Annotated in this window: 26 protein-coding genes; 18 read left to right on the forward strand and 8 right to left on the reverse strand. The window is 66.0% G+C overall.

The features are described from left to right. The first annotated feature begins 4 nt into the window (after window positions 1-4). On the forward strand, window positions 5-1,330 hold the full coding sequence (locus K1X59_RS03330; protein WP_183151858.1) for a hypothetical protein: 1,326 nt from the start codon (window positions 5-7) through the stop codon (window positions 1,328-1,330). 31 nt (window positions 1,331-1,361) lie between these two features. Here the strand turns inward: K1X59_RS03330 and K1X59_RS03335 are convergent, their stop codons facing one another. From K1X59_RS03335 to K1X59_RS03345, 3 genes are read right to left on the reverse strand one after another with little or no spacing between them, the layout of a single operon-like run. Further along, a complete protein-coding gene (locus K1X59_RS03335; RefSeq protein ID WP_183152748.1) occupies window positions 1,362-2,444 on the reverse strand; it encodes a glycosyltransferase family 4 protein in 1,083 nt (360 codons plus the stop codon). Between the two features lie 41 nt (window positions 2,445-2,485). Further along, on the reverse strand, window positions 2,486-3,682 hold the full coding sequence (locus K1X59_RS03340; RefSeq protein WP_183151859.1) for a glycosyltransferase: 1,197 nt from the start codon (window positions 3,680-3,682) through the stop codon (window positions 2,486-2,488). A gap of 4 nt (window positions 3,683-3,686) precedes the next feature. Further along, the gene (locus tag K1X59_RS03345; RefSeq protein ID WP_183151860.1) at window positions 3,687-5,213 is read right to left on the reverse strand and encodes a sugar transferase; all 1,527 of its coding nucleotides are present in this window, start codon (window positions 5,211-5,213) and stop codon (window positions 3,687-3,689) included. A 350-nt stretch (window positions 5,214-5,563) separates the two neighbouring features. On the opposite strand from K1X59_RS03345, the gene K1X59_RS03350 reads away from it, so the two are divergent. The 4 genes from K1X59_RS03350 (at window position 5,564) to K1X59_RS03365 (ending at window position 9,532) form a co-directional block, all read left to right on the forward strand. After that, on the forward strand, window positions 5,564-6,706 hold the full coding sequence (locus K1X59_RS03350; protein WP_183152749.1) for a low temperature requirement protein A: 1,143 nt from the start codon (window positions 5,564-5,566) through the stop codon (window positions 6,704-6,706). Between the two features lie 76 nt (window positions 6,707-6,782). Continuing rightward, window positions 6,783-7,748 (forward strand): intradiol ring-cleavage dioxygenase, encoded by a 966-nt coding sequence (locus K1X59_RS03355; protein ID WP_220173937.1) that lies wholly within the window; start codon window positions 6,783-6,785, stop codon window positions 7,746-7,748. 202 nt (window positions 7,749-7,950) lie between these two features. Next, window positions 7,951-8,235: a hypothetical protein gene (locus K1X59_RS03360; protein WP_220173938.1), complete on the forward strand. Its 285-nt coding sequence runs from the start codon at window positions 7,951-7,953 to the stop codon at window positions 8,233-8,235. 196 nt (window positions 8,236-8,431) lie between these two features. Further along, the gene (locus tag K1X59_RS03365) at window positions 8,432-9,532 is read left to right on the forward strand and encodes a fatty acid desaturase family protein (protein ID WP_396652600.1); all 1,101 of its coding nucleotides are present in this window, start codon (window positions 8,432-8,434) and stop codon (window positions 9,530-9,532) included. An 88-nt stretch (window positions 9,533-9,620) separates the two neighbouring features. Here the strand turns inward: K1X59_RS03365 and K1X59_RS03370 are convergent, their stop codons facing one another. The 3 genes from K1X59_RS03370 to K1X59_RS03380 form a co-directional block, all read right to left on the reverse strand. After that, window positions 9,621-11,027, reverse strand: a complete 1,407-nt coding sequence (locus K1X59_RS03370) for a cell division initiation protein (RefSeq protein WP_183151861.1) — start codon at window positions 11,025-11,027, stop codon at window positions 9,621-9,623. 214 nt (window positions 11,028-11,241) lie between these two features. Next, window positions 11,242-11,763: a hypothetical protein gene (locus K1X59_RS03375; RefSeq protein ID WP_183151862.1), complete on the reverse strand. Its 522-nt coding sequence runs from the start codon at window positions 11,761-11,763 to the stop codon at window positions 11,242-11,244. Between the two features lie 50 nt (window positions 11,764-11,813). Beyond that, complete coding sequence (locus tag K1X59_RS03380) at window positions 11,814-12,119, reverse strand: hypothetical protein (protein ID WP_183151863.1); 306 nt, start codon at window positions 12,117-12,119, stop codon at window positions 11,814-11,816. Window positions 12,120-12,249: 130 nt separating this feature from the next. Between K1X59_RS03380 and K1X59_RS03385 the strand changes: the two genes are divergently transcribed. The 5 genes from K1X59_RS03385 (at window position 12,250) to K1X59_RS03405 (ending at window position 16,138) form a co-directional block, all read left to right on the forward strand. Beyond that, window positions 12,250-12,522 carry a hypothetical protein gene (locus tag K1X59_RS03385; RefSeq protein ID WP_183151864.1) on the forward strand — a complete coding sequence of 91 codons (273 nt, stop codon included), beginning with the start codon at window positions 12,250-12,252 and terminating at the stop codon, window positions 12,520-12,522. A 132-nt stretch (window positions 12,523-12,654) separates the two neighbouring features. Then, window positions 12,655-13,983, forward strand: coding sequence for a VCBS repeat domain-containing M23 family metallopeptidase (locus K1X59_RS03390; RefSeq protein ID WP_183151865.1), 1,329 nt, complete (start codon window positions 12,655-12,657; stop codon window positions 13,981-13,983). Between the two features lie 25 nt (window positions 13,984-14,008). Beyond that, window positions 14,009-14,851, forward strand: a complete 843-nt coding sequence (locus K1X59_RS03395; protein WP_220173939.1) for a transposase — start codon at window positions 14,009-14,011, stop codon at window positions 14,849-14,851. A gap of 488 nt (window positions 14,852-15,339) precedes the next feature. Continuing rightward, on the forward strand, window positions 15,340-15,735 hold the full coding sequence (locus K1X59_RS03400) for a hypothetical protein (RefSeq protein ID WP_220173940.1): 396 nt from the start codon (window positions 15,340-15,342) through the stop codon (window positions 15,733-15,735). A 139-nt stretch (window positions 15,736-15,874) separates the two neighbouring features. Next, window positions 15,875-16,138 (forward strand): abortive infection family protein, encoded by a 264-nt coding sequence (locus K1X59_RS03405; protein ID WP_220173941.1) that lies wholly within the window; start codon window positions 15,875-15,877, stop codon window positions 16,136-16,138. Window positions 16,139-16,171: 33 nt separating this feature from the next. Here K1X59_RS03405 and K1X59_RS03410 read toward each other — a convergent pair whose 3' ends face one another. Beyond that, entirely contained in the window at window positions 16,172-16,396 is a 225-nt protein-coding gene (locus K1X59_RS03410) for a hypothetical protein (RefSeq protein ID WP_029266267.1), read from the reverse strand. 200 nt (window positions 16,397-16,596) lie between these two features. Here K1X59_RS03410 and K1X59_RS03415 point away from each other — a divergent pair, with 200 nt between their 5' ends. From K1X59_RS03415 to K1X59_RS03435, 5 genes are read left to right on the forward strand one after another with little or no spacing between them, the layout of a single operon-like run. Then, window positions 16,597-17,679 carry an adenine-specific methyltransferase EcoRI family protein gene (locus tag K1X59_RS03415; RefSeq protein ID WP_051667923.1) on the forward strand — a complete coding sequence of 361 codons (1,083 nt, stop codon included), beginning with the start codon at window positions 16,597-16,599 and terminating at the stop codon, window positions 17,677-17,679. Beyond that, a complete protein-coding gene (locus K1X59_RS03420) occupies window positions 17,657-18,679 on the forward strand; it encodes a DNA adenine methylase (protein ID WP_051667921.1) in 1,023 nt (340 codons plus the stop codon). Before K1X59_RS03415 ends, K1X59_RS03420 begins: the two co-directional genes overlap by 23 nt. Window positions 18,680-18,681: 2 nt before the next feature. Beyond that, the gene (locus tag K1X59_RS03425; RefSeq protein WP_029266261.1) at window positions 18,682-19,239 is read left to right on the forward strand and encodes a hypothetical protein; all 558 of its coding nucleotides are present in this window, start codon (window positions 18,682-18,684) and stop codon (window positions 19,237-19,239) included. Next, complete coding sequence (locus K1X59_RS03430) at window positions 19,236-20,429, forward strand: AAA family ATPase (RefSeq protein WP_029266259.1); 1,194 nt, start codon at window positions 19,236-19,238, stop codon at window positions 20,427-20,429. The genes K1X59_RS03425 and K1X59_RS03430 overlap by 4 nt, the downstream gene beginning before the upstream one ends. A gap of 44 nt (window positions 20,430-20,473) precedes the next feature. Next, window positions 20,474-21,733, forward strand: coding sequence for an McrC family protein (locus K1X59_RS03435; protein ID WP_220173942.1), 1,260 nt, complete (start codon window positions 20,474-20,476; stop codon window positions 21,731-21,733). 173 nt (window positions 21,734-21,906) lie between these two features. On the opposite strand, the gene K1X59_RS03440 is transcribed toward K1X59_RS03435, so the two are convergent. Further along, window positions 21,907-22,584, reverse strand: coding sequence for a hypothetical protein (locus K1X59_RS03440; protein ID WP_136025420.1), 678 nt, complete (start codon window positions 22,582-22,584; stop codon window positions 21,907-21,909). A gap of 459 nt (window positions 22,585-23,043) precedes the next feature. Between K1X59_RS03440 and K1X59_RS03445 the strand changes: the two genes are divergently transcribed. From K1X59_RS03445 to K1X59_RS03455, 3 genes are all read left to right on the forward strand, one after another. Continuing rightward, the gene (locus tag K1X59_RS03445) at window positions 23,044-23,649 is read left to right on the forward strand and encodes an HAD domain-containing protein (protein WP_029266251.1); all 606 of its coding nucleotides are present in this window, start codon (window positions 23,044-23,046) and stop codon (window positions 23,647-23,649) included. 1,001 nt (window positions 23,650-24,650) lie between these two features. Next, window positions 24,651-25,301: a TlpA disulfide reductase family protein gene (locus K1X59_RS03450; protein WP_029266249.1), complete on the forward strand. Its 651-nt coding sequence runs from the start codon at window positions 24,651-24,653 to the stop codon at window positions 25,299-25,301. Between the two features lie 16 nt (window positions 25,302-25,317). Next, window positions 25,318-26,097: a cytochrome c biogenesis CcdA family protein gene (locus tag K1X59_RS03455; protein ID WP_029266247.1), complete on the forward strand. Its 780-nt coding sequence runs from the start codon at window positions 25,318-25,320 to the stop codon at window positions 26,095-26,097. Window positions 26,098-26,308 lie beyond the last annotated feature (211 nt).

Below are 26,308 nucleotides of genomic sequence, written 5' to 3' on the forward strand. Positions count from 1 at the left end.
AGGTATGGGTTCACTTCTCGCTGTCGGCGCCCGCGCGCTGACGATGGTCATCGCGCTGGTCTGTGGCGTTCTCACAACCAGGATGATCATCGGAGACGCGGGCGTCGACAGCTTCGCCCTCTACACGTTGCTCACCACGATCCCCTCGCTGCTGACGTTCACGGACCTCGGCAGCGGGGCGGTCCTGGTCAACGCGGTGGCGACGAGCGACGACGTGCGCACCGACGAGAAGCTGCGGTATCAGCTCACCTCGGTCGGACGAGTGCTGCTCATGTTCGCGGCCACCGCGATGGCGATCAACACCATCCTCGTTCTGACCGGGGCCTGGGAATTGGTCTTCGGCGAGGCCGGCGGACGCCCGGGCGCGTCGTTGGCTGCGTTCTACTGCGTGACGATCTTCTGCCTGGGCATTCCCCTCGGGATCTGGGCGCGCATCATGCTCGGGCAGCGCCGCAACCATGTCGTGATCCTGCTGCAGGGGCTGATCTCACCGCTCACGTTGGCCGGCGTGTGGCTCATCCTCACCTTCGGAGGGGACGACCTGCATTCTTTCGTGGCGGTCGCCTCCTTCGCGGCGTCGTTCCTCGTCTCGGTGCTGGGCATCCTGATCACGGCGAGGACGACGTCGCCCTTGATCCCCGCCGCTGCACGCATGGTCCTACGTCCGCGAAGGTTCCCCGGGGTCCGGGTGATGGACGTCGGCTGGCCGATGCTCGCGCAGATGGTCACGTACCCGATCGCGGTCGGTTCGCAGCGCTACGTGATCGCTCAACTCGGCGGACCGACCGACGTCGCCGAGTACGGCGTCGCCGGTCAGGTCTTCTTCGCCCTCAACGGTCTGGTGATGGCGGGTGGGCTCGCGCTCTGGCCGCAGTTCGCGCGGATGCGTCATACGGGCGGTCTGCAGCGGGGACCTTTCCTGCTCTCCGCACTGTTCGCCATCGCGATCGCGGTGGCGACGTTCATGGTGTGGCTGGTCGGCCCGTGGCTCTTCGGCTTCATCACGCAGGGCGAGCTGACCGTCCGTCCGAGTACGATCTTCGCCTTCGGTCTGATGATCATGATGACTGCGGCCGTGTATCCGCTGGGCATGTTCATCATGGATAAGCCGGGCATCCGCTTCCAGGTCATCCCCACGCTCAGCATGGCGACAGTGGGGATCGGACTCTCGTTCGTGCTGACCCCGATCCTGGGCATCTCCGGGCCGCTCATCGGGGTCGCTTTCGCGCTGCTGGTGTGTCAGCTGATCCCGTTCTCGATCTACATCGTCCGGCACAAGACGCGGCTCACCGTCGGCAGCGCGGCGCCGACGTCCGGTGACGCGCCCTAGCCGAACTCGTCACGACGGTTCGAGGTCGACGTCAGATCAGGACGTGCGAGGTGATGCTCGCCCGGTACACGTCGGGCGCGTGCCGTCGCAGTGCCTCGGCCCGACTGTCCGCCACGGTCGAGACCATCTCGCCCCAGCGCGTGTGGATGTCGGTCAGTGCGGACGCGATGGAGTCCGGGTCGCCTGCGGTGACGAGCTGCGCAGTCTCATAGCCGCCCGCCGCCTCGCGAAGTCCGCTGCTGTCGCTCGCGATGACGGGACGCAGCGCGAGGATGCCCTCCACCGCGGTGTTCCCGAACGGCTCGTCGACTCGCGAGGGGACGAGGAGCACATCCGCCTGGGCGAGGAACGGCCAGATGTCCGAGTGGAATCCGGCGAAGTCGACGGAGACGCCCGCCTCGGAGGCCTGCTCGCGCAGCTGGGCTTCGAACCACTCGTATCCTTCGAAGACCGCGCCCAGAAGCGTGACGTCGACGGCTCGTCCTGCATCGTGCAGCCGCGCAGCGGCCTCGATAACGAGATCGGGACCCTTCCGTGGAGAAAGACGGCCGATGTAGAGCACGCGGAGCGCGTTCTCGATGCGAGGGCGCGGTGAGAGCGGCTGCGGCGGCGAGGCGACTCCGTTGTAGACGACGTGTGCGCGTCGGGCGAGGGCCGGCAGCGCCGCGCGGATGGTGTCGAGACTGAACCGGCTGTTGACCAGTGTGCGGTGCGAGGCCAGATGAGGGGAGTAAAGGATCCCGTTGACGATTCTGTTGCCGGATGCCTCGGCCTCGTGCACATGGCTCACTGTACGGACGCGCCTCAGACGGGCGATCAGCGGCCACTGCGGAATGATGATCGTGGAGACGTAGACGACGTCGGGACGCACCCGACCGATCAGACGCCATGCGGCACCGAGTCCTCGGAAGGTGTCGCGGAAGAGTCGGGGGAGTCCCCGCGGTGTGAGAAGCACTTTGCGCAGCACGAGCATCGGGACGATGACGACCTCTGCGCCGGCGGCCCGGAGCTCGGGGACGAGGAGTCCGGAACTCGGAAGCGCCACCACGACGCGCGCACCTGCCTCGACCAGACCCCTTGCGCTTTCGAGCAGCATCCGGTCGGAACCGAACATCTCCGCTCCGGGATGGACGAGGAGCGCGGTGGGCCGGCTGCTCACGGTGCTGCCGACTCGACAGGAGCGGGCGACCAGTCCGTCGTGCGACGACGGGCGCGGCGCGCGGATGGGTGGATGGTCGAGCGTTCGGCGAGTCGGCGCGCGAGCGCTTCGTACTCGTCGGCGACGTCGTCCCAGCGGAAGCGGGTGCGGGCGATCTCTTGCACGGTCTTGGCGCGAGAGGCAGTCAGCTCAGGGGCGGCTTCTGCCGCGACGACGTGTGCCGCGACGTCGCCGGCATCCGAGAAGAACCAGCCGTTGCCGTCGAGCACCTCCCGGTTGAATGGCACGTCGAACCCGATCACCGCGGTCCCAGCCCCCATCGCGCGGAGGAGCGAAGGGTTGGTACCCCCGACGGAGTGGCCATGGAGGTAGGTGACTGCATTGGCGTAGAGCGCGTCGAGCAGCTCCTGGTCGTAGACGCCGCCGACGAGGCGGATCCGGTCATCGCCGTCGGCGACCCGCTGGATCTCTTGCGTGTACGCGGCGCTGTAGGGAGCTGAACCGACGACGACGAGCGGCAGCTCGGCGTCGCTGTCATGGTAGCCCTGGACGATCTCGAGCACATGGTTCTCAGGTTCGAACCTGGCGACGACGAGGTGGTACCCGCCCGGGGTGAGGTCCATCTCGGCGATGTCGCGCTCGGGGAGATCGTCGAGGATCGGCGCGCCGTAACGGATGAGCTCCGTCGGCACATCGAACTGGTGGCGGTAGTAGTCCGCGATGCCTGGTGCATCCGCGATCAGGGCGTCGGCCGTCCGAACCCCGAACTGCTCGGCCCAGCGGTAGTACGCCTTGCCTCGTGGCCCCCACTTCGACCGCCGCCACTCGAGCCCATCCATGTGCAGCGCGACCGGAGCGCGGCGGAGGCGGAGGAGTGGCAGGAACGGGGAGTTGGCGGCATTGAAGACGAACGTCGCATCAGGGCGTCGGCCGAACACGAGATGCAGTGCCGAGAGACCGGTGTGGCTGAGCGTCTCGACCTGCTTCACCGGGACGGCAGGAAGGTGCACGACGCGCATACCGAGGTACTCCTTCTCGCGTCGCTCGGAACCACGGGTGTACACGACGACGTCATGGCCACGATCCGCGAGGCGGCGTCCGACCTCTTCGATCGCGGTCTCGAAACCGCCGTAGGCCGCGGGCACTCCTCTGGTCCCCACCATCGCGATGGTGAGGCTGTTCGAATCGCTCATCCGATCAGTATGCCCCGCTGGGCTGCACCATGACCTTGGCGGTGCGCCACATGATCTGCAGATCGTTCATCACGGACCAGTTCTCGACGTAGCGCAGGTCGAGCCGAACACTCTCGTCCCACGTGAGGTCGCTGCGGCCGGAGACCTGCCACAAACCGGTGATCCCGGGCTTGATGTAAAGGCGGCGGAAGACGGTGCCGTCGTAGGCGGTGACCTCGCTCGGGAGCGGCGGGCGAGGTCCGACGACGCTCATGTCGCCGATGAGGACATTCCAGAACTGCGGCAGCTCGTCGAGAGACAGCTTGCGAAGCACCTTGCCGATACGGGTGACGCGCGGGTCGTCCTTCATCTTGAACAGGAGACCGGCGCCCTCGTTCTGCTCCTTGAGCGCGGCGAGCTGCTGCTCGGCATCCGTCTTCATGGAACGGAACTTGACCATCTTGAACCGGCGACCGTCACGGCCGACACGCTCCTGGAAGAAGAAGACGGGACCGGGCGAGTCGAGCTTGATCAGCAGCGCGAGCACGGGCGCGAGCAGGCCGATCGGGATCAGCGCAAGGGTCGCCACTGCGACATCCAGTGCACGCTTGAGCAGGTGCTGACCGCCTTCGTAGGTCGGGATCTGCACCTGGATGAGCGGAAGCCCCTCGACCGGAGCGAAGGAGATGCGCGGTCCGGCGACATCCGTGAGTCGGCTAGACAGCACGAGCTCCGCAGCGGTCCCCTCGAGCTGCCAGCTCAGCTGCTTCACGAACTCCGGTTCGCCCTCCGGTCGGCTCGCCACGATGATCGTGTCGGCGCCGACCTCGGCGGCGACCGACGACACGGAGTTCACGTTCCCCAGAACCGGGAACCGCGTGTCGTCGATCAGGATGTCGCGTGCATTGCCGTCGAGGAGAGTCGCGCCGACCACCTGGTAGCCGGATGCGCCGATCGGGTGCAGCGTGCGGACGACGTACTCCACGTCATCCCGATTGCCCACGACGAGCGTGCGAGAGGCGAACCTCCCATGCGCACGCTGCGTCTGCAACCAGTGGCGCCACATCCACCTGGTCACCAGAAGCGTCAGAACACCGAGCGGCAGCCCCAGCAGCAGCACCAGTTGCATCGACTTCCATGCGAGCAGCACCGCCACGATGGCGATGATCCCGAAGGCGAGTCCGCTGGCGTGGACCACGCCGCGGTACTCGGTGGCACTCGCGCGGAACAGCGCGGCGTCCCGCGTGTGCAGCGCGCTCAGCATGAGGTACCAGAGCGCGGCGAGCGGGATGCCGCCGCGCAGGACCTCGAACGCAGGGACGCCGGTGGACAGCTGGATCGCTGCCGTCAGACCGACGGCGAACAGGATGACTGCAGCATCCGTGATCCGCAGCCGCATCCGATAGCGACGCTCCCACTGCCGGCGCCTCTCCAGAGTCGCCGAGGCGCGCGGCGTTACCACCGTGCGCGTCACCGACTTGGTCGCTCGCGGAGCCGCGACCGGCACGAAGCCCGAACGAGAGATGCTCAGAGCATCCTCGACGGAAGTCATGCCGAGGCCCCTTGAGCCGTGAATGTACGCAAGTATCCCCAGTGCGTCATTTGATTCCCCAGATTTCCCCAGACCATGAACCCCACGTTCACGGCATCGTCTGCGTCCCGACCCCTCGGGTCCTGCTGAAACTCTTCGCGATTCCCACATCACGAAGTGCGTTTTCGCCGTCCCACACGGCGGTCGCTGACAGCAGGCACTGCAGACTCTGATCACTGTAGCGGAACATGGCCTTAACCGAAAGGTAATTCTCACGAATGGACGAATCGTCCTCTCGCGAGCGGCGATCCTGGCGCTATCCTTTCGCCGTGACCACCGACGCCGCCGCTCGCCGCTTCCAGCTCCGTCGGATGCAGCCACGGGATCCCGCTCAACCGCATCGCACCGCGAGCACCCTGGAGCTGTTCTTCGATCTCGTCTTCGTCGTCGCGGTGAGCATCGCGTCGGCGGAGTTGCACCACGCTCTCGGCCACGCCGACTTCCTGCACGGCATCACCTCATACGCGATGGTCTTCTTCGCCATCTGGTGGGCGTGGATGAACTTCACGTGGTTCGCCACCTCGTTCGACACCGACGACTGGCTCTACCGGGTCACGACCTTCGTGCAGATGGGCGGAGTCCTCGTGTTCGCCGCCGGCATCCCTCAGGCTTTCACCGAAGGCGACTTCACCGTGCCCGTGCTCGGCTACATCGTGATGCGTGTCGCCATGGTGGCGCAGTGGCTCCGCGCGTCGCGTTCTGCGGGTCCGCTCCGCTCCGCCACCCGTCGATACGCCTTCGGCATCGCGGCCGTGCAGGTGCTGTGGATCCTCTTCCTCCTCATCCCGACAGGCCCGTGGCAGCTCGCTGCGTTCGTACTGTGCGCGCTGATCGAGATCGGCGTGCCGGTGTTCGCCGAATACCGCACGCAGACACCGTGGCACCCGCATCACATCACCGAGAGATACGGTCTGTTCACGCTGATCGTCCTCGGTGAGAGCCTCCTGGCGTCGGCCAACGCGATCATCGACGCTCTCGACGAGGTGGAGACGCTGGGGCCGCTGATCGCGATCTCGGTCCTCACGCTCGTGGTCACGGCATCTCTGTGGTGGATCTACTTCTGGCCCCCGCACCACCGCGCCATCACGACGTTCCGCCGCTCGCTCCGGTACGGATACTCGCACTACTTCGTGTTCGCTGCCGCAGCGGCCTTCTCCGCAGGGATCGAGGTCGAGATCGACGTCCTGACCGGGGTGAGCCACCTGTCCAACGTCGTGGCGTCGTTCACGGTGACCATCCCGATCGCCGTGTTCCTGATCGGCATCTGGTGGATCGCGATCCGCGAGAACGCCGACCGCGTCGTCAACACGGTCGTCCCGCTCGGGGCCGTGCTCGTGCTCCTGGACCCGGTGCTACCGATCCCTGTCACTCTCACCGCCCTGATCCTCGTCGGCATCGTCGCGGTGCTGGCGGTCCGGCCCCCGGTCGCGCCGACCCTGATAGACGAACCATAGGCCGAGCAAAGGCTTCTGATCGGATCCTCGCGCACCATGGTGGCACCACCACAGGCCGCAGGAGAGGACCCAGCGCATGAGCATCCCCGAACCCACGCAGACACCGGACGGCCCCGCCTACGAGGGGCGACTGCTGGATCGCGCAGACGAAGAGGTCGTCGACCAGGGGGCTGCCTTCGACATCCGCACCCTGATGAGCAGACGGGGCGTGCTCGGACTCGCGGGGATCGGGCTCGGCGCGGTCGTGCTCGCCGCGTGTGCGCCCGCAGCGTCGGCGGGATCCTCGAGCACTCCGTCGCCGTCGGCCTCCTCCGGCACGCCCGCGGACGGTTCGAGCGTCGCGGAGATCCCCGACGAGACAGCTGGCCCGTACCCCGGTGACGGATCGAACGGGCCCGATGTGCTCGAGGACTCCGGCATCGTCCGCCAGGACATCCGCTCCTCGATCGACGGCGCGGCCACGGCCGACGGGGTCCCGCTCACCTTCCGACTCCAGGTCATCGACCTCGCGAACGGCGCCGTTCCCTTCGCCGGAGTCGCCGTGTACGCGTGGCACTGCACCGCGCAGGGCGAGTACTCGATGTACTCATCCGGGTTGGAGGACGTCACGTATCTCCGGGGCGTGCAGGTGGCGGATGCGGAGGGTACGGTCGCCTTCACCTCGATCTTCCCCGGGTGCTACTCGGGGCGCTGGCCCCACATCCATTTCGAGGTGTATCCCGACGTCGAGTCGATCACGGATTCGACGACAGCGATCGCCACATCGCAGCTCGCGCTCCCCGAAGCGGCATGCACCGCGGTGTACGGAGATCCCGCCTATGACGGTTCCGCGGACAATCTCGGCCGGATCACGCTCGAGAGCGACAACGTCTTCGGAGACGACGCCGGAGCCCTGCAGGTCGCGACGGTCGCCGGGAGCGTGTCGGCCGGATACACGGCGACGCTCGTCGTCGGAGTCGACACCGCCACGGTGCCGTCCTCAAGCTCCGCGCCCGGCGGTCAGGGCGGCCCCGGCGGGGGCGGCCAGCCGCCCGCCAGTTGACCGATGCGACGCGGAGCCGGGGTCGGAGACGCGTTCTGCTACACTAGTCATGCAGCGTGTGTGCATCGCCCCTCTCGGCCGCCACGCCGCCACTGATCAGGGCCATCACGGACCGCGCACATCGATGCGTGCGGAATCCGCCCTCGATCTGACATCTTGCGGAGCGCCGACGCGTGTCCGCCACACAGCAATGAGCATCACCATGAGCACGACCACCTTTCCCCCGTCCGATCCGTTGACCTGGAAGCAGGCCGACACCGACGTGCACGTCGCCACACGCGCCGGCGAGTTCGCCGGATTCGTCGAGTACGACGGCAGCGCGCACCTCGTCCACGACAATCGCGGCTCCGAGCTCGGCGCCTTCGACTCCCTCGATGACGCGTTCCGCGCGCTCGAAGACGCACAGAGCCCGGCTCCGCGCGGACCGCGCTTCGCGCCGATCCTCCCGCGGGCCTGGCGCCGCAGGACCCGCAGAGCCCGCGCCTGAACGGGATCGGCGACGCGAAGGAGAGTCCGTCGTCGGGTTCCCTCACGCACAGGAAGTTCCCTTCGTCAAGGGTTGTGGATGTATTCCCTGACGCGCATGGGGCGCGGGCTATCGTGAGGTAAGCGTTGGGCAGTCGCCTTGGGCTTCACAGCTCAAGGGCTCCGATCGGCAGGAGAAGATCATCTCCATCACACAGATCGAATCGACCGCGGCAACGCTGGGTCCGGTTCGCCAGACCTACTCCGGCAACGCGGAGTTCCCCCCGATGGCCAAGGCGTACAAGCAGGTGTCGCAGGTGGTCAAGGAGATGGGACTGCTCCAGCGGGCCCAGTGGTTCTACGCCCTCGTCGGCGGCGGCATCGTCGTCGCCCTCGGCGGTCTGATCACCGGGTTCATCCTCCTCGGCGACAGCTGGTTCCAGCTGCTCATCGCCGCGGGCCTCGGCATCGTCTTCACGCAGATCGCGTTCCTCGCCCACGAGGCCGCGCACCGACAGATCCTGTCCTCCGGCCCCTCGAACTTCCGTCTCGCGCGAATTCTCGCCGGCAGCATCGGCATGAGCTACTCGTGGTGGGACTCCAAGCACACCAAGCACCACGGCAACCCGAACCAGGTCGGCAAGGACCCAGACATCGAGGTCGACACGATTTCGTTCCTCGAGACGGACGCCGCGCAGTCGAAGGGCCTGATCCGTCTGATCACGCGCAAGCAGGGTTGGCTCTTCTTCCCCCTGCTCACCCTCGAGGGGCTCAACCTCCACTACATCGGTCTCAAGCACCTCACGACGAAGAAGAACGTCAAGGGCCGCTGGACCGAGCTCGGCATCATCGCACTGCGGTTCGCGATCCTCCTCACCCCCGTCTTCCTGATGCTCCCGCTCGGGATGGCCTTCGCCTTCATGGGTGTCCAGCTGGCGGTGTTCGGCGTCTACATGGGGGCATCGTTCGCTCCGAACCACAAGGGCATGCCGATCATCGACCCGAACGCCCGTCTCGACTTCTTCACGAAGCAGGTGCGCACCTCCCGCAACATCCGCGGCGGATGGTGGGCGACGTGGCTGATGGGTGGTCTGAACTACCAGGTCGAGCATCACCTGTTCCCGAGCATGCCCCGACTGCACCTCGCCAAGGCCCGGGAGATCGTCCGTGACTACTGCACCGCGAACGATGTCCCGTACACGGAGACCAGCCTCGGGCGTTCGTACCTGATCGTCATCGAGTACCTCAACAGGGTCGGCCTCTCCGCCGGCGCAGACCCGTTCGACTGCCCGGCTTCTGCGCAGTTCGGGCGAGCCTGACCGACACCGACCCGCCGGGGATCCCTCCTCGGCCCGGAGACGACGAAGGCGCGAGCAGGAATCCTGCTCGCGCCTTCGTCGTCTCCGATTACTTGGAGGACTTCTTCTTCGTCTCCACCACATCGATCGTGATCTTCTCGAGGGGACGGTCGTCGTCGAGCTCGTCCTCGAGGACCTCGTCGCCGAGGAAGGTCCCCTCAGGGGAGGCGGGAGCCTCGGAGGGGAACTCGGCCGCGGTCGTCGTTGCATCCTCGGCGCTCTCGGCATCTTCTCCGACGCCGGACGATGCGCCGTCGTCGGAGAAGATGCCGTCGGGGCGGATCAGCTCGCGCACCTCGGCCATGAAGCTCGTCAGCTGCTGCTGCTGCCAGCGCAGCTGCCGCGTGCGGTCTTCGGCGTCGCGCAGAACGGCCGTCGTGTGACCGGTGACCGAGTCGACGATCTTCTGGGACTTCGCCCTGGCGCGCTCGAGGGTCTCGCGAGCGCGCACCTGGGCATCGGCCTCGATCGCCTGCGCCTGTGAGCGGGTCAGGCGCTCGTAGTCCTCGGCCCTCGCCGAGATCCGCTGGGCGTGCTCGAGAGACGCGGAGACCTGCTCGTTGGCGTCGTTGGTGATGCGCTCTGCGTGCGCCACGGCCTGGTTGTGCAGCACGAGGAACTCCTGCTGCGCATCGTCCTGGCGCCGGGTGAGGGTCTCCTCGAACTCGAGGACGCGGGCGTTCATCTCGCGCACCTCGCGTTCGGCGTCTGCGCGCAGCTGCGTCGTCTCACGGGTCACGAGCGAGCGGAGCGCCGCAGCGCCCTTCTCCGCCTCGGTGCGGATCGCCGTCGCCTCCTGCGCCGCCTGGTTCACCTTCTCGGCGGCGTGCGCGGCCTCACGCTCGACGCGGGCCTCGTGTGCCGTGTACTCGGTGTCCATCTTCAGGCGCACCTGGTCGGCGTCGCGCTGTGCTTGGGCGGTGATGCGCTCCGCGTCGGCCTGAGCCTCTGCGCGCTGCGCCGTGACCTCTTCGCGGGCTGACGTCATCAGGCGGTCGGCCTGCACGGCGGCGTTCTGGATGAGGACGTTCGCCTGTTCCTCGGCGACACGCAGGATCGCCTCGAACTGCTGCCGCGACGGCGCCTCCTCCCCATCTGCCTGAGGGGCGTCGACGAGCTCCGAGGTCAGGGTCGCGACCTGCTGCTCGGCCTCCGACGCCTTGGCGGTCGCGGCGGTGAGCTCGCTCTCAAGAGCTTCACGGGCCTCGCGCTCCTCGGCGCGCACGGCATCCACGGCGTCTGCTTCTCGGCTCTTCGCCCCGGCGAGGTCGGCCGCGGCCTTCTGGAGCTGGGAACGGAGGGTCGCCAGCGCGGCGTCGACCTCGCCCTTGTCGTAACCACGGAAGCCGACGGTGAACGCCCCCTGTGCGTCTCGGGGCGTGGTCTCGATCAGCTGGTCGAAGAAGTCCGGCGAGCGCTCGCCGTCGCGGTCGGCGGTTCCGGAGGATTCGCTCATGTGGTTCGTGCCTTTCTGGCGTGGCCACACGGTGGAGCGGCGGCTCCATCCCGATGTTCGGGGTCGTGCGACCGGAGGAAGAGGTCGTCTGGGCTCACGCCACGACCATGACCCGGCGGAGGCCCGGCCGCGCGAGGCGCGTATCCCAGCCTAGTTGCGTAGCCCGGAAGTCGCGCGCCTGTTTTCGTGCCTGTGAATGGGCGCGGTCAGGGGGTCAGCGGTCCTGTTCCCAGCGGGCGTTCCTGTCGTCGAGGAGAGGCCCACGGCGGTATCGGATCAGTTCCCCGTCCTCGACCGTCACTCCGCGGACGCCCGCGACCGAGGCGACCGCCGCGCGCAGGTCCGTCCACAGCGCGGCGGTCTGCGGATGTCCCATGTACTCGCGGAAGGTCTCGACCTGCAGCCGGGTCCCGTCCCGATCGGGGATCAGCGCGACGATCGTGTCGTCGGGTTCCACGAACCGGATGCCGAGGCTGCCGTCGTCGCGGAGAGACACCTTGACCTGCGTCGCTGTCACGGATGTGACGATCTCCCGCGCGAGCGGCTCCGGAGCGTGGACGATGAGACTGGCCCCGAGTTCATCCAGCGTGTGCGCGCGTCGGGTGGCGGCGTATCTCCCGGTCGCGCCGGCGCCGGCTCCCATCGCTTCGCGGCTCACCCGGCTCCGCAGGCGCGTCCCGCCGATGATGAGGGCGAGGATCAGCAGCCCGAGGAGGAGGTAGGGGAGGACGTCCACCGCCTCAGCGTAGCGGGCGCGGATCGCCGGCCAGGAGCCGTCAGCGGTGGTCAGCGAGGGTCGATCAGATGATCGAGGACCAGCTCGCCCGTCGCGTTGAGCGACTGCATCATCTCGGCCACGAGCCGTGCGTCGACCGGAGGATGCTCGGCGTCCTCGAACCCGAACTGGAGCGGGATGGCCGGATGGATCCAGACGGTCGCACGCTTGTCGACCCCGCCGCCCACCGGGCGCCACGTCATCATGAAGCTCTCCTGGCGGCGCAGCTTGGTCGCGATCACGATCTTGAGATGCGCCAGCGTCTTGTCCTCGATGAGGATCGGTTCTGAGGTGCCGTCGTACCGGAGTCTTCCCATGACTGCACGGTACACCCCGGTGCGGACCCTGCCTCTTCTCGGGCTCATCCGCAATCCCCTTCTGTGCCGGCGGTCGGATCGAATACCTTCGCCGGAATGACAGCGGAGATGACGACCAGCGGAGGGTGAGATGCAGACCATGGTGCGCATCCGGATCGAGCTCAATGACACGGGGTACTACCTGGCGCAGGGGCAGGACGTCACAGACATCAGAGACCGGATCGAGACCGCGATGCGCGCCGGCGGCGGATTCGTCGAATTCGTCGTGGTCGGCAACCGTTCGATCAGCGTCCTGATCACCCTCGCGACCCGCATCGTCATCTCCGTGGAGACCGTGGAGTACGACGTTCGAGACACGGGCGACGACTCGGCTCCCTATGGCGGCGACTTCGACCTGCTGTGACGCGGTCCGTTCCGATGAGGACCGATCTGCCGGTTCATCGGCCACGTGCGCGGGGGCTCTCCTCAGCGCTGATACGGTGACGTCGGAGGGCATCACGTCCCTGGGGCCGCCGAACGAGAGAGAAACTTCGAGATGAAGCGACCATCCCGCGCGCGTCTCGGCCGCATCGGGATCGCCGCCGTGCTCGCCGTCGCGATCGGAGCGCTGGCGCCAGCGCTTTCGGCAGGTCCCGCCGCGACCGCCGCGAACGACCCGCAGATGGTCCACCCGGCTTCGGGCAACATCCAATCGAAGGTGGGCGACGGGTGCCGGAACAACTACCGCGCCCATGACGGCATCGACATCTCCGGAGCCGGTGGCACCCCGATCGTGGCGTCGTACGACGGAGTCATCAAGTCCCGCACCGCGAACAGCGGCTACGGGAACTACACCGATGTGCAGCACGCCGGAGGATATGTCACGAGATACGCGCACATGGCCTCGCCCGGAATCTACGCGCCGGGGACGAAGGTCGTCCGCGGCCAGCAGATCGGCGTCGTCGGCAACACCGGCAACTCACCGGCCTATCACCTGCACTTCGAGGTGCGGCTGAACGGTTCGGTGTACACGGCTGTCAACAACGGATTCGTCTGTCTGTCGAACATCACGCGCGGCACGACGCTGCCACTGTACTTCCCCGGGCTCGGCTCCGGGCAGCCGCCGGGTGTCGCCGCCGCCGACTACACCGGCGACAAGAGGGCGGACGTGCTCGTGGTCGCCGGAAACGGAGACCTCCGTCTTCGCACCGGCAGCGGGTCCGGCGGTTTCTCCTCGGCGACGACCCTGTTCAGCGGATGGGGCGGCACGCGCAGGCACGTCACGCACACGGACTTCAACAGCGACGGAAGGGGCGACATCCTCGCCGCGAGATCCGACGGCAAGCTGGAGTTCTACGCCGGAAGCGGTGCGAGCAGGTTCGCCGCCCCGACCATCGTCGGCAGCGGCTGGTACGACCTGCTGCACGTGACATCCGGCGCCGACTACACCGGAGACGGACGGCAGGATGTGCTCGGTGTCTCCGAGGGCGGTGTCCTGACCATCTACCGCGGCTCCGGCTCCGGGGCGTTCGGCGGAGGGCCGAGCATCACCCTCGGCTCAGGGTGGGCGGCGTACCACTTCCTCGTCGGAGGGGATTTCGACAACGATGGGCGTGGCGACATCATGGCGGTCGATCCGACCGGCGCTCTGCGCTTCTATCCGGGAGTGGCAGGCGGATTCAGCGCGCCGCGGGTGGTCGCCCAAGGGTGGGGAGAGTTCACCGCCGTGACCGGAGGCGTCGATTACAACGGCGATGGACTCGCGGATCTGCTGGTCCGCACCTCTGCAGGCCAGCTCTACTTCTATCCGGGGCGTGGCAACGGCACACTGGGAACTCGAGTCCTGGTCGGTGCCGATTGGGCCGACTATCTCGCCATGGAGTAGGCGGCCCCCGGCGTAAGGTTGGCGCATGGCCGACGCGTCGTTCGAAGAGATCGCGGCCGCGCTGTACTCGGGTCCGCCCGGCGAGTTCGTCGCCGCTCGTAAAGCCCGAGCCGATGAAGCAGGCGGCGAACTCGCATCCCGGATCCTCGCGTTGCGGAAACCGTCGATCGCCGCGTGGGTCGTGAACGTGTTCGCCCACGAGCGGGCGGCGCAGTTGGGGGAGGCGCTCCGGTTGGCGGGAGAACTCCGCGAGGCGCAGGACGATCTCGACGCTGCGGCTCTGGCGAAGCTCGGCAGGGAGCGTCGCGTGCTCACGCGGAGGCTTGCCGAGATGGCGGCGGACGTGGCCGGATCCCGCGGCGAACGCATCACGCCCGCGACGCTGGATGCCGTCCAGAGCAGCATCTCGGCGGCGTTCTTCGATACCGCGGCGGCGGGAGCGGTCGCGTCGGGGCGGCTGATCCGCGCGCTCGAGCCGTCGGGGACGGCGGAAGATGTACGCGATTCGGTGGCGGGCGATATCCCCGACGTCGACTCGATGGCGGAGCAGCCGCCCGACGAACTCCAGCAACGTCGGGAGCGACGGGAGGCCGACCGTCGCGTAGTCGCGTCCGAGAGGGAACTCGCCGTGGCCGAGAAGAAGCTGGCTGCACGAGCGAAGGCCTTGCGGGCGCTGCAGGCCAAGGTCGAGGAACTCTCAGAGACCGAGTCGGAACTCGAGGCAGAGCTGGCGCGCGTGCGTGACGAAGCCGCGCATGTCGAGCGTGACATCGCCCCGGCGACGGCGGAGCATGCTGCAGCGGTCGAGCAGGTGGATGCGGCGCGGAGCGCGGCCGCGGACGCTCGTGCGGCGCGGGAGGCTCTCTAGATCGGTTCGGAAATCGCTTCTCGTCGGGGCAAAGCAAAACCCCCGCCATGTAGAAGCTAGGCGAGGGTTTCTGGAGTGATTGTAACGATCACTCGTGTGGCTCCGACCGGCATCGATCCGGTGACCTTTCGAGTAAGAGTTTCGCCCTATCAGGGGTTTCTGCGGACTTGCGGGTGCTTTGAACAGTCCTGATCGCGCCTGCTTTCGGTTGCCAGCGAGTGCCGCGAGCTGGCGGTGAATCTGCGGAATAGATGCGGGGTTCTGGACATTCGGTAGCGTCTGCTCCGTGTCGATGGTCGCGCTTTATTCTTTGGCCACGAACCGATCGCGGTCCTCGTCCAGGCGCGGGGTCGCCCACGGCACCGTTTCCGCGAGCGACGCGAACCGCTCGGTGGGGTCGTCCGGCGTCGTGGGCATGCCCTCACGGTACTCGTGTCTCGCCTGCGCGAGGACTCCGGTGTTGTCTCCGCGGCCGCCAAGATGGAAGCATGACGTTCCCGCTCAACGACGAGATCGCCGCCGCCTTCGCGCAGTTCTTCTTCGGCGGCGGTAGCGGGCCGAGCCACTCCACGCTGTCACGACTCTTCGCGGGCGCCGGATACGTCGACGCTGATCCCTACGACTTGAACACGCAGGCACCGAACAAGCAGCAGCGCGTCCTCGCGGTGTTCCGAGCGGCCGAGCGGCGGCCCGCGGGCGCGCTCGTTGACGGGATGCTCAACGCGCTCCGGCTCGACGGCGCGTTTGGGAAGTATGCCGACGACAAGCACGTCGCTGACCTGCACGCGGCGGTGACCCACGCCGGCTGGGCGCTCGGCGTACGGACGGCTCGAGTACGCGGGCGACATCCACCTCGAGACCGGCGGTCGCGCCGCGCTCGATGAACAGCTCGAGCGGCTGCGGCGGAACATCGACGACCCGGCGGCGCTGCTCGGCGGGGCGAAGGAGCTGCTCGAAGCCGTCGCGAAGTTCGTCCTCGAGGAGGGCAACCGCCTGCCGGAGCGCGCCGACTTCCCGGCGCTGGTGGCGCTCTCGTTCGAGAAGCTGGGGCTTCGCCCGGCGGTCGTCGACGACTCGGTCCCGGGCGCGAAGCAGGTCCCCTCGATCTACCAGTCGGCGAAGACCGTAGCATTCACCGTCAACGAGCTGCGGAATCTGCAGGGCACCGGCCACGGCCGGACGCTCCTCACCGGAGTGACTGCTGAGGCGGCGCGCTACGTCATCCGCGAGGTTGTACACGTCGCCGACCTGATGTTGTCGACGCACGACCGCCAGATGGGGCGGTAGGCAGGCGCGGCCGTCGGAGGCCTTCGGGCGCGGCTAAGCCACGTCGCTCAGTAACTGATTCACCCGGCTCCGGCTGACGCCGAGCGCCTCCTGGAGCTCCTTGATGGGCGTGCCAGCTGCGCGAAGCGCCTTGCACACCGCCGCTCGCTTGGCGAGCAGCTCGGCGTGCTCGGCCTCGTTCGCCTGCAGACGTGCGACGATGTCCACTGCCTCTTTCAGCAGGGTCACCCGTGTCTCGGCGCGCTCGACGGCGGTCATGCGAACACTGTATAGCCATATGCACATATCTGTACAACCTGCTGTACAGATATGTGCAATGAGCATTACACTGAGTGGATGCCCCAGCCCAGCTCGCGCCGCGCCATCAAGGCGCAGTCGGACCCCCGCCGTATCGTCGCAACTATGACGCGGTCAATCTCTTGCGCGAAATCGCACCTCGAGCTCGACGGGGCAGGCCGATGACGCTCATCACTGCCGCGAATGGCAATCTGTCAGCGGCGAGGGGGGCCAAGAAGGACGAGTTCTACACCCAGCTGGTTGACATCGAGAAGGAGCTCAGTCACTACCGGAAACACTTCGCCGGCAAGGTCGTCTACCTCAACTGCGACGACCCAAGGGTCAGCAACTTCTTCCGTTACTTCTCCGAGAACTTTGAGGCGCTGGGCCTGAAGCGACTCATCGCCACGTGCTACCAGAGCGAGGATCCGGGCCAGTTCAGCCGGGGCGACTCCTCGCGCGCTGTCTGGCTCGAGTACGACGGCGACAAGAACGGCAACCGCGTGCCGGACGCCAACGAGATCGGCGTGCGTCCTCTCAAGGGCGATGGCGACTTCCGGAGCGCCGAGAGCGTCGAGCTGCTGCGCCAAGCGGACATCGTCGTCACGAACCCGCCATTCTCGCTGTTCCGCGAGTTCGTCGCCCAGCTCGTCGAGCACGACAAGCAGTTCATCATCCTCGGGAACATGAACGCGCTCACCTACAAGGAGATATTCCCGCTCTTCCAGAACAACCAGATGTGGTACGGCCCGAGCATCCGCAGCGGCGACCGCGAGTTTCGCGTGCCAGCCGACTACCCGCTTGAGGCTGCAGGGACCCGGGTTGATGCGGAGGGAAACCGATACATTCGCGTCAAGGGCGTTCGTTGGTTCACCAACCTCGACTATGACGAGCGGCACCGAGACCTCGAACTGACTAAGCGATACCGCGAGGCCGACTATCCGCGCTACGCGAACTTCGACGCAATCGAGGTCGGCAAAACCGCGGATATTCCGTCCGACTACGCCGGCCTCATGGGCGTCCCGATCACGTTCATCGACAAGTACAACCCAGAGCAGTTCGAGATCGTCGGGTCGAGCAAGACCTTGGGCCAGCCCATGTCCCAGATCGCCGAGAAGGGCACCTACCAGCAGGGCGGCCCACGGTTCTACCTGCCGACACCGCGCGGCTATCGACGCATGTACGACCGGATCGTCGTGCGAAACCGGCGCCTTTCGGGCGGGAATCGGGGATTGGACGCGCGTGTCGTATCGCTACCTCGGTAATAAGACCAAGCTCGCTGACTGGATCGTCGGCGAGATCGCGGAAATCGTCCCTGCTGGGTCGAGCATCGCGGACCCCATGTGCGGAACGGCCTCCGTGTCGCTCGCGCTCGCTCGTGCCGGCTACGACGTCACGGCCTCGGATGCGCTCACCTTCCCGGTAATTCACGCGCGCACGCGGCTGCTCGCGAAGAAGCCTCCCGAGTTCAAGGTGTTCGGTGGCTACGCCGAGGCACTCGAGTGGATGCGCGCCGCCGAGCCTCGACGGGGGTACTTCTCCCGCGAGCTTGGAGCCGCGGGTGCCCCAGCAAACGGCCGGGCGCCGAGGCTCTACTTCTCCGCCGAGAACGCCGCGCACATCGACGGCGTGCGTGCGGGCATTCTCGAGCTCAGGGCGGCTGGTTCGCTCACTGAGCTCGAACACAGCGTCCTGCTCCAGCATCTACTGCTCGCGACGAACAAGGTAGCGAACATCAGCGGTACCTACGGGTACTTCCGCAAGACGCTATCGAGTACTGCCCTTCGCCCGCTCACCTTCGAGCCGCTCGAGTTCGAGACCACGCCGGGCGAGCACACCGTGCTGCAGGGCTCCGTCGAGGATCTGGCGTCGTCGCTCCGAACGGAGGCGGTCTATCTTGATCCGCCGTACACGAAGCGCCAGTATGCCGGGAATTACCACGTCCTCGAGACCCTCGCCCAGGAGGACGAGCCGGTGGCAGCAGGCGACGGCGGACTGCGTCCGTGGATGGACCAGGCCTCGGACTTCTGTTACCGCCGCAGCGCCGGTCGCGCTTTCCGGGCCACGATGGAGCGGCTCGATGCTCGCCACGTGTTCATCTCCTACAGTGAGGATGGACAGGTGAGTGGGGAAGAGTTGCTCTCGATCCTGGGAGACTTCGGCAAGGTCACCGTGCACGAGCAGCCGCATCTCCGCTACCGGAGCAACGACCGAGTCAAGGACGGATCCGTGCTGGAACGTCTCTATCACGTGGAGGTCTTCTGAGCATGGCGCAGAAGCTGAACATCGAGCGCATCTGGTGGCGAAACGTCCAACCCGGCGAGTTCTATAACATCGAGCGCCACTATCAGATTCGCGGCGGTGGCGGTTCGCTGTACATCGAGGTCCCGGCGTCGATCGTGCCCGAGACGCTCGACTTTCTGGGGGTGGCCGGAACGAACGTGGACGCCCTGCCTGCGATCACAATCCAGGCCGGGGTCGCTGGCGTGCCGGGGATCTCAGGACCGATTGAGTTTCAGCGTAAGGCGGGCGGACGGATGCGGATCGCGCGGCAGAACCGGCAACAACCGAACTCGCAACGCCATCCGGCGTGGACCGTCGCTCGCGGATTCCCATCGGCACCGGACGATGTGCGGAACAAAGAGGAGGCGCGTCCGTTCTTCCCCGAGGGCGGCCTGCGCATCTACATCGCGAAGACGGTTGAAGGTGACTACTACGCTGGCTTCACCAAGGGCGTCCGCCCCACTGCCATGGCGAGGAACGACCCGGCATGGGATCTGTACACGCAGGGCAAGACCGTGGGCGGAGTGATCGATGCGGGGTGAGGTGGAGCGTGGCTGACAAGATCGATGACATCTTTGCGTCGTGGGGCGCCGGACGAAACGTGTTGCTCTACGGTCCGCCGGCAACCGGCAAGACGCGGCTCATCAGCCAGCTCTTCCAGTCGCTGCAGGAGCCTCCGGAAGGCAGCCGCGGTATCCTGTTCGATCCCAGCGACGCCGCGTCGCCCTTCAGCCGACCCAAGCAGCCGATCACGATCCCGCTCCCGGCGAAGGTCGTGTGGACCACGTTCCATCAGTCGTACGGCTACGAGGATTTCGTCCTGGGGCTCAGGCCGGCCATGGACGCCGAGGGCACCCGCCTCGAGCCGTGGGCCGGCGTGTTCCTGGATGCGGCGATCGAGCTCGCGGACGACGACTCAAAGTACAACTCCGTGGTGATCTTCATCGACGAGGTGAACCGCGGAAACGCGGCACGCATCTTCGGCGAATTCATGACTTTTCTAGACTTCGACTACCGCGACGGCGGCAGCGTCCCACTCCCAGTGCCGCTCCGACAGCTGACGTTTGCCGACGGTGCAAGCGAGCAGCTCCATCGGCCGGGTGGGGCGTCAACGACGATCCCCGACGGCTTTACCTTCCCGAGGCACGTCTACGTCGTCGCCACCATGAACAGCGTGGATCGCGCTGCGGTCCCGATCGACAGCGCGCTCGCGCGCCGGTTCGACCGGATCGAGATGCGGCCGGACCTTGACGCCCTCGCCGGTCATTGGGGCCTGGACACGACGGCGATCCCGACGCCGACTGAGGACAACTTGGAGACGTTGGACCCGTTCCAGACCGCATACCTCCTGCTCGATCGGCTCAACGTGGTCATCGCCTCCGACCTCGGCTCGGAGTTCGAGCTGGGCCACGGGCTCCTGACGCCGATTCCGGCGACGGTGACGCCCGCCGACGAATCCGAGCAGCCGATCTCAGAGACCGACGCCTGGCGAAGCCTGTCGAAAACCTGGGACGACGTGCTCTTCCCACAGCTCGAGGATCGATACTCGGGACGGCCCGAGCAGCTCATGCAGCTGCTCCACGTCGACACGGCGCCCCCGACGGGCGACTACGCGTGGACCCTGCGGGCGTCGAAGAGTGGGACTGCGCAGGCCCGTGCCCTCGCGCCGGTCCGGACGAGCGAGCTCCCGCTCGACACGATCAAACGATCCTTCAGGTGGCTGGCTCGGTAGTCGCGTCGCCGCGAATCCGACTCCAGGAGTACGGTGCCCCGGCGGTGCATCGAGTTGATGAGATCGACCTCGTCGCTCTGACCGAGGCGAACAAGCGCTGGCGACGCGCGCTTGGTCTCGCGAGCGATCCCATCCGGGTGGAGGACGTCGGCGACGGTCGCATACTGCTGCGGGCAGAGGCGGTCACCGGGCTCGTCAGGGTCGGAAGCACCGACATCGAGATCGCTCCGAAGTTTCTTAGCACGGTCGAGGGCAGCTGGCAGACCGTGCTTTGGCGCATCCTCTCGATCGTCGAGGGCGGGCATGTCGACGACGCGTTCACCACCGCACACGAACTGGCCGAGTTCTCGCTCCCCGACCTCCTCGCCGAGATGTTTCTGACGTCATACGCGAAGGGCGCTGCACGCGGCCTGCCTCGCGGTTATTGGACCGAAGCATCGTCCGGAACGGTGCTGCGCGGGAGCCTCGATGTGGCGCGCCTCGACCGGTGGATCTCACGCCCCTGGGAACTCCCGTACGTCGCCGACCTCCTCACCGACGACACCTCACTTGCACGGCTGCTGCGGTGGGCAGCGGACTGCCTTGCTGCGATCGTGAAGGCCCCCGGCCGGTCGCGCGCGATGAGGGAAATCGCCGCTGGGCTATCTCATGTAGACCGGAGGCCGCCTCACCTCCTCGACGCGCAGCGGATCGTGCTGGGCACACAGCACCAAGGGCTCGAGCCGGCACGAATCGTGGGGCTCCTCCTACTTGAGGGTGCGGGCGTCCATCACGCCAGCGGTGAGCACGCTCTGTCGGGCTTTCTCTGGAACTCCGATGCGATCTACGAGAACTACGTGTACTGGCTGTGCACCCGAGCCGCGAGTTCCCGCGGCGAGCGGGTGAGCAAGCACACGACGAAGTTCGGCGAGGTCATCGCAGGGCACGGCTCGCGACTTGAAACCACCCCCGATGTCGTCTTTCGAGACCATCAGAGCGCGGCGGTCGCCGTCATCGACTCCAAGTACAAGCGCGTTGGATCACGCCCGAAGGCCCCGGACACGTATCAGGTCCTCACCGCGGGCCACGTCCTGGGCTGTCGCAGGGTCTCCTTGGCGTACCCAGTGGCCGAGCGTGCTGAGCCGACCGTGTGGCGCGTGCCGTCAGCTCTGGGCAGCGAGGACATCGAGCTGACCGCGCTGCCGCTCAACCTCATGGCGTTGGCTCATCCGGACGGCCCTCAGCTGCTCATCGAGACGATTAGCGCCTGGCTCGACGGCGAGTTGATTCCTCCGCCCGAGATGAGCCCTCCTGAGGCGCCATGAGACCGGTCGTTATCCTCGACTCCACCACCGTGAACGGCCGCCGTCCGTTCACTCACGTGGATTTCTGAACGCGGAACACGCGCCAATGTCATCGAGAACGATGCTCAAACTCAGCCAGAGCGCTCGCTAGAGTCGGGATATTGGCGCTTACTGTCCGTACGCTGGTAACGGTGTTACTCGCTACTTGCGTTACCCGATTGCTGTCGCATGACAGGGTTCGCAGCCTCTACAACCGAGGCCAGTAGGTCAGCATCGCTTAGTTGCCGCAACGACGCTCGTTCCACAGCTTGCTCCATTGCAGGAACGACGGAGATGAAAGCTGCCGTGTCGATCTCAAACAGCTGTGGCTCCAACAACTCGCCGCCAACCCAGATCATGACTTCGAAGCCGCGGCGAACGACGGGACTCACGAAGACTTGCACGCGTCCTGGCTTCAGCAGGCACCAACGGTCTGAGCCGTCATGGCGCAGACTACGATCCGTGCGGGCAGACCTCCAGCCGCGCGAGCTTAGAATGACGTCGAGCTCATCGTCCACTCCGTGCTCGTACTCGTCATCCGCTGAGTCATAGTCCTCGTCATCAAATCCGCATGCCTCGGGGGCCCTTTGCGGAGAGCCACTGACCAACTCTCCGGCCTCTGGCACGATCGCCGCAAGTGCTTGACTGTGCGCGATATACACAGCAGCGACGAGGTCCGATACGTTCGTTTTCGCGTCTGGAGGAAGACTGTCCCACCGTGCGTGGTCGTCGCCTGTCAGCCGGGCCTGAGTATCGCTAAACCTCTTTGCCGTTTCATCGATGATGCGAACTTGGAAGGGATCCATTTCATCTCGCCATGCGTTCCCTGTCACGAGTGCTCCTTGATCTTTGGGGTTGCCGGCCGGATCAACGCCGCCCGACGGTCTGGATAATCTTCATAACCGTCTCGACGTCGCCTCCGTCTACGAGCCATGCATTCGAGTTTGGCGTGCGACTGCGATGAGGTTCCTCCTGCGGCGTGTGCATGAACTGTGCAGAGATGAGCCATGCAGGGTCATCCGACAAGCGGACGATGGCGTCGACGAGGGCTTGCACGTCTTCGTGTGTCGGTCGTGAACCGTCGCCGTGCCCTCCGTTGGTTCGTGCCATGAGCTGAACGATATGTCATTGCCGCGGACTAAAACCACAAGTTTCGTGGAGTGCGGGATGCATTCCGAAAGGATTTCTACTCATGTATCAATGAGTCCGCCATTTTTGCACGTCGCGACTCTGCGAATTGGCAGCTTTGCCTTTTCTGCGAGTGGTATTAACGCCATGTGAGGGATGGACAAATGGACCAGCCGAGCGTCACGTCGTTGACGCCGAGCGAGCGCACGGTGACGCTGATCGCCTTGGACATCGATGGCGTGCTCAACGGCTTTAAGAACACTCGCGGAGAGCAACTGGCCGTGGCGGAAGTCGGTAGGTGGAAGATCCGCTGGAGGCCGCTGGTGGTCGGAAGGCTTCGAGCGATCCTCGCTCGCTCGGACGTCCAGGGCGCCTGGCTGACTACCTGGCTGGAGCAGCCGTGGTTACTCGACGAGTTCGAGGCTGCGCTCGGTCTCGACGGGCTGATGCCTCATCGCGCAGATCATCCCTCGGTGGATACTCGCGAGGGTAAGACGATCATCGACCAACGCTTTGACCAGAGCATCGCATTCGACTCGAACTCCGAGTGGTGGTGGAAGCGTCGGGCCGCTGAACTGCTTCTTGACCGTGTGCAGCCGGCGCGATTCGCATGGATCGACGATGAAATCGGGAACGTGGGCATCAAGGCCGACCCATGGGGACCGCAACAGAATCATCAGCGCCTGCTCCTGCGGACAAGGTCCTTGCCGGGGCTCCTGCCGCGCGATCTGCAGCGGGTCGAAAGCTGGCTGAATGAGGACGCTCCCTAATAGCGCCTTTGCCGAGGCCAGTAGCCAGTCGTGCCGCTGAGGATGCGGGGCAAAGGTGGCGCTGTCATTCGGGCGGTCAAGGTCTGCTGACTCGCGGGACGTCAGCCGCCCCGAATGCTCGGTCCGGGAGATGTGGTTGGGTGCCGCCGTAGCGCTCGTAAACACGTGCAGCGTATGCCTAACGCTCATTGTGGCCGCGTGCATGTTCCACGCGGCGCGTAGCGACGTCGCGGCCCATCAACCAGGATTCCGCAAAGGGGTGTTGCCCAACGGCTCAGGCGACTGAGCACCGCCGCTGGAGCCTGAATTGAGCTCCGCCCCTGGAACGGTCCGTACGTTTCGCTCTCAACCCCGAAAAATGGGGCTTCGCGCCGATAGTTCGGATAACTGTGAATATCGGCGGTTAGAAACACACCCCTTGAAGTGAGATGGGGCTGAGCACGAGCTTAACTGTCGGAACCGCGTTGAAGTGGCACAACCCCGCTTTGCGTGCCACGCCTGGCATTGCTGACAGCATGTGTCACCCATGCTCGGTGGCCACGCCGTTGTGCGATTCAGCCAAAACTGTTCACTTGTCGTTTCCGTGCGTATTGGGTTCGGCAGAGGGTTGCGGTGGGTTTTCGTCAGCGTGTCGTACGCTGCAGCAGTGCGCCCAGGTGACTGCCGAAGACGATCGTTTTCGGCGGGAGATGGACCCCGGAGCCTAGACCGAGGAATACCCTGAATATTGTTCGCGATGCTGCGCGGGTACTCGCTGCGGGAGCCGCGTGGCTCGGATGGGTATCCCCGGTTCTCGGGACCGTCATGTATATGTGGGGCGGGGCGCCATTCCATACCGGCGCGGTGAGTGAGCTGCGGGCGCGCACGCCCGGGCCTGTCGTCAGGATCGTCGCCTGTGCGACGCGGTCGCAGAGCGCGGCGTCATCGGGTCCGGTCAGTGGTTGTGCCGGGCGTCCTGGGCTTCGGGGTCACGCATAGGAACGCCCCGTAAATTGAAAACTGTGCCACTCGCCCCAACGGTCAATGCAACTCGTCCCGGTGGTTCTTGCCGCAACCGTGCTTCTCTCCGTGCGGTCGGAGCCGCGCTGGCCGCGGTCTTCATCGTCGGCCTGAGCGCCTGCGCGCCCGATCCGGTCAGTGAATCGTTTCTCAGCGGAGAAAACACGGGCTTTGTCTCCGGCGACGGTGCGATCGTAGAGATCCCTGAGGCTGACCGTGGAGACCCTGTCGACTTCGGCGGCATCACAGAGACCGGCGAGAAGCTTGACAGCGCTGACCTTGCAGGCGAGGTTGTGGTCGTTAATTTCTGGTACGCCGGGTGTGCACCCTGCCGTGTCGAGGCGGCCGACTTGGAGAGCGTCTGGCAGGAATACAAAGGGAACGGCGTCTCGTTTGTCGGGATCAACACCCGTGATCAGGCCGATACCGCCGCCGCATTCGCCAACGAGTTCGGTGTCACCTATCCGAGCCTGATCGATGCCGACACGGCGGAGGCCAAGCTCGCCTTCGCCAAAGTCGTTCCGATCGCCGCCACCCCGACCACTCTGGTGCTCGACAAGCAGGGCCGTGTTGCCGCGCGCATTATCGGTCCGATCGAGGGTACCTCAATCCTGTCCACACTCGTCGAGGACGCCCTCGCGGAGTCGTCGTGACGATCTCGGCGACGCTATGAATCCCGAAGCGATCATCGGATCCGGCGCGCTCTGGCTCGCAATCCCTCTCGCCATGCTCGCCGGACTCGTGTCGTTCCTGTCCCCATGCGTGCTCCCTCTCGTCCCGGGCTACCTCGGCTTCCTCGGGGGAACGGCCGCTCCGCGAGGCGCTGCGTCTCGCGGAGCTCGCTCAACAACCGGGGATGCCGGATCGCCGTCGCGAGGACGGCTACTGTTCGGAGTGCTGCTGTTCATCTTCGGGTTCAGCATCGTCTTCGTGTTCATCACGGCACTCAGCGGCACGGTGGGCGTCTTCCTGCTGCAGTGGGGTGACCTGATCACACGGATCCTCGGTGTGATCATCATCATGATGGGGCTCGTGTTCCTCGGCTTCTTCGGCTTCGCCCAACGTGAGCTGCGCTTTCACATCGATTCCAAGTACGGCATTGTCGGTGCCCCGCTCCTGGGCATCGCGCTGGGCATTGGCTGGGCACCCTGCATGGGCCCGACCCTCGCCGCCATCGTGGCGATCTCTTTCAACGCCGGCGATCCCGTGCGTGCCAGCTTCCTCGGGCTCGCGTACTCCCTGGGCCTCGGTATCCCGTTCCTGCTCGTCGCTCTCGGATTCGGATGGGCGACGAAGACAATCGGGTTCCTCCGCCGACACATCCGCGTCGTGAACGCCATCGGCGGGGTGCTGCTCCTCGCGCTGGGCGCCTTGATGGTAAGCGGAATCTGGACCGACATCATGTCCCGGCTGACGGCGGTGATGGGCACCGTCATCCTTCCGCTCTAAGACTGGCGAGGCAGCGGACAGTGAAGCGGTGAGTTCCGAGGAGAGCCTCTCGATGGCCGCCGATGCCTGCAGCCCCGATCGGTTTGGTGCAGACGATGTCAACGGCGGGATCCTGCGGTTGCAGTCATCGGGGATCGACTGGCGACCCACAACGGTCGTGGCGCCACCGAGTAGGGAATGAGATGGAAGCTTGTTCGCGCATCGCCCGCGG

The sequence above is a fragment of the Microbacterium sp. Se5.02b genome (assembly GCF_019464375.1).
Classification (GTDB): Bacteria; Actinomycetota; Actinomycetes; order Actinomycetales; family Microbacteriaceae; genus Microbacterium.

Excerpts from the sequence above, each read along its gene's own strand:
- K1X59_RS03330 (WP_183151858.1), top strand. The coding sequence starts at position 5 with ATGGGTTCACTTCTCGCTGTCGGCGCCCGCGCGCTGACGATGGTCATC.
- K1X59_RS03335 (WP_183152748.1), bottom strand. The coding sequence starts at position 2,444 with ATGTTCGGTTCCGACCGGATGCTGCTCGAAAGCGCAAGGGGTCTGGTC.
- K1X59_RS03340 (WP_183151859.1), bottom strand. The coding sequence starts at position 3,682 with ATGAGCGATTCGAACAGCCTCACCATCGCGATGGTGGGGACCAGAGGA.
- K1X59_RS03345 (WP_183151860.1), bottom strand. The coding sequence starts at position 5,213 with ATGACTTCCGTCGAGGATGCTCTGAGCATCTCTCGTTCGGGCTTCGTG.
- K1X59_RS03350 (WP_183152749.1), top strand. The coding sequence starts at position 5,564 with ATGCAGCCACGGGATCCCGCTCAACCGCATCGCACCGCGAGCACCCTG.
- K1X59_RS03355 (WP_220173937.1), top strand. The coding sequence starts at position 6,783 with ATGAGCATCCCCGAACCCACGCAGACACCGGACGGCCCCGCCTACGAG.
- K1X59_RS03360 (WP_220173938.1), top strand. The coding sequence starts at position 7,951 with ATGAGCACGACCACCTTTCCCCCGTCCGATCCGTTGACCTGGAAGCAG.
- K1X59_RS03370 (WP_183151861.1), bottom strand. The coding sequence starts at position 11,027 with ATGAGCGAATCCTCCGGAACCGCCGACCGCGACGGCGAGCGCTCGCCG.
- K1X59_RS03380 (WP_183151863.1), bottom strand. The coding sequence starts at position 12,119 with ATGGGAAGACTCCGGTACGACGGCACCTCAGAACCGATCCTCATCGAG.
- K1X59_RS03385 (WP_183151864.1), top strand. The coding sequence starts at position 12,250 with ATGCAGACCATGGTGCGCATCCGGATCGAGCTCAATGACACGGGGTAC.
- K1X59_RS03390 (WP_183151865.1), top strand. The coding sequence starts at position 12,655 with ATGAAGCGACCATCCCGCGCGCGTCTCGGCCGCATCGGGATCGCCGCC.
- K1X59_RS03395 (WP_220173939.1), top strand. The coding sequence starts at position 14,009 with ATGGCCGACGCGTCGTTCGAAGAGATCGCGGCCGCGCTGTACTCGGGT.
- K1X59_RS03400 (WP_220173940.1), top strand. The coding sequence starts at position 15,340 with ATGACGTTCCCGCTCAACGACGAGATCGCCGCCGCCTTCGCGCAGTTC.
- K1X59_RS03410 (WP_029266267.1), bottom strand. The coding sequence starts at position 16,396 with ATGACCGCCGTCGAGCGCGCCGAGACACGGGTGACCCTGCTGAAAGAG.
- K1X59_RS03415 (WP_051667923.1), top strand. The coding sequence starts at position 16,597 with ATGACGCTCATCACTGCCGCGAATGGCAATCTGTCAGCGGCGAGGGGG.
- K1X59_RS03425 (WP_029266261.1), top strand. The coding sequence starts at position 18,682 with ATGGCGCAGAAGCTGAACATCGAGCGCATCTGGTGGCGAAACGTCCAA.
- K1X59_RS03445 (WP_029266251.1), top strand. The coding sequence starts at position 23,044 with ATGGACCAGCCGAGCGTCACGTCGTTGACGCCGAGCGAGCGCACGGTG.
- K1X59_RS03455 (WP_029266247.1), top strand. The coding sequence starts at position 25,318 with ATGAATCCCGAAGCGATCATCGGATCCGGCGCGCTCTGGCTCGCAATC.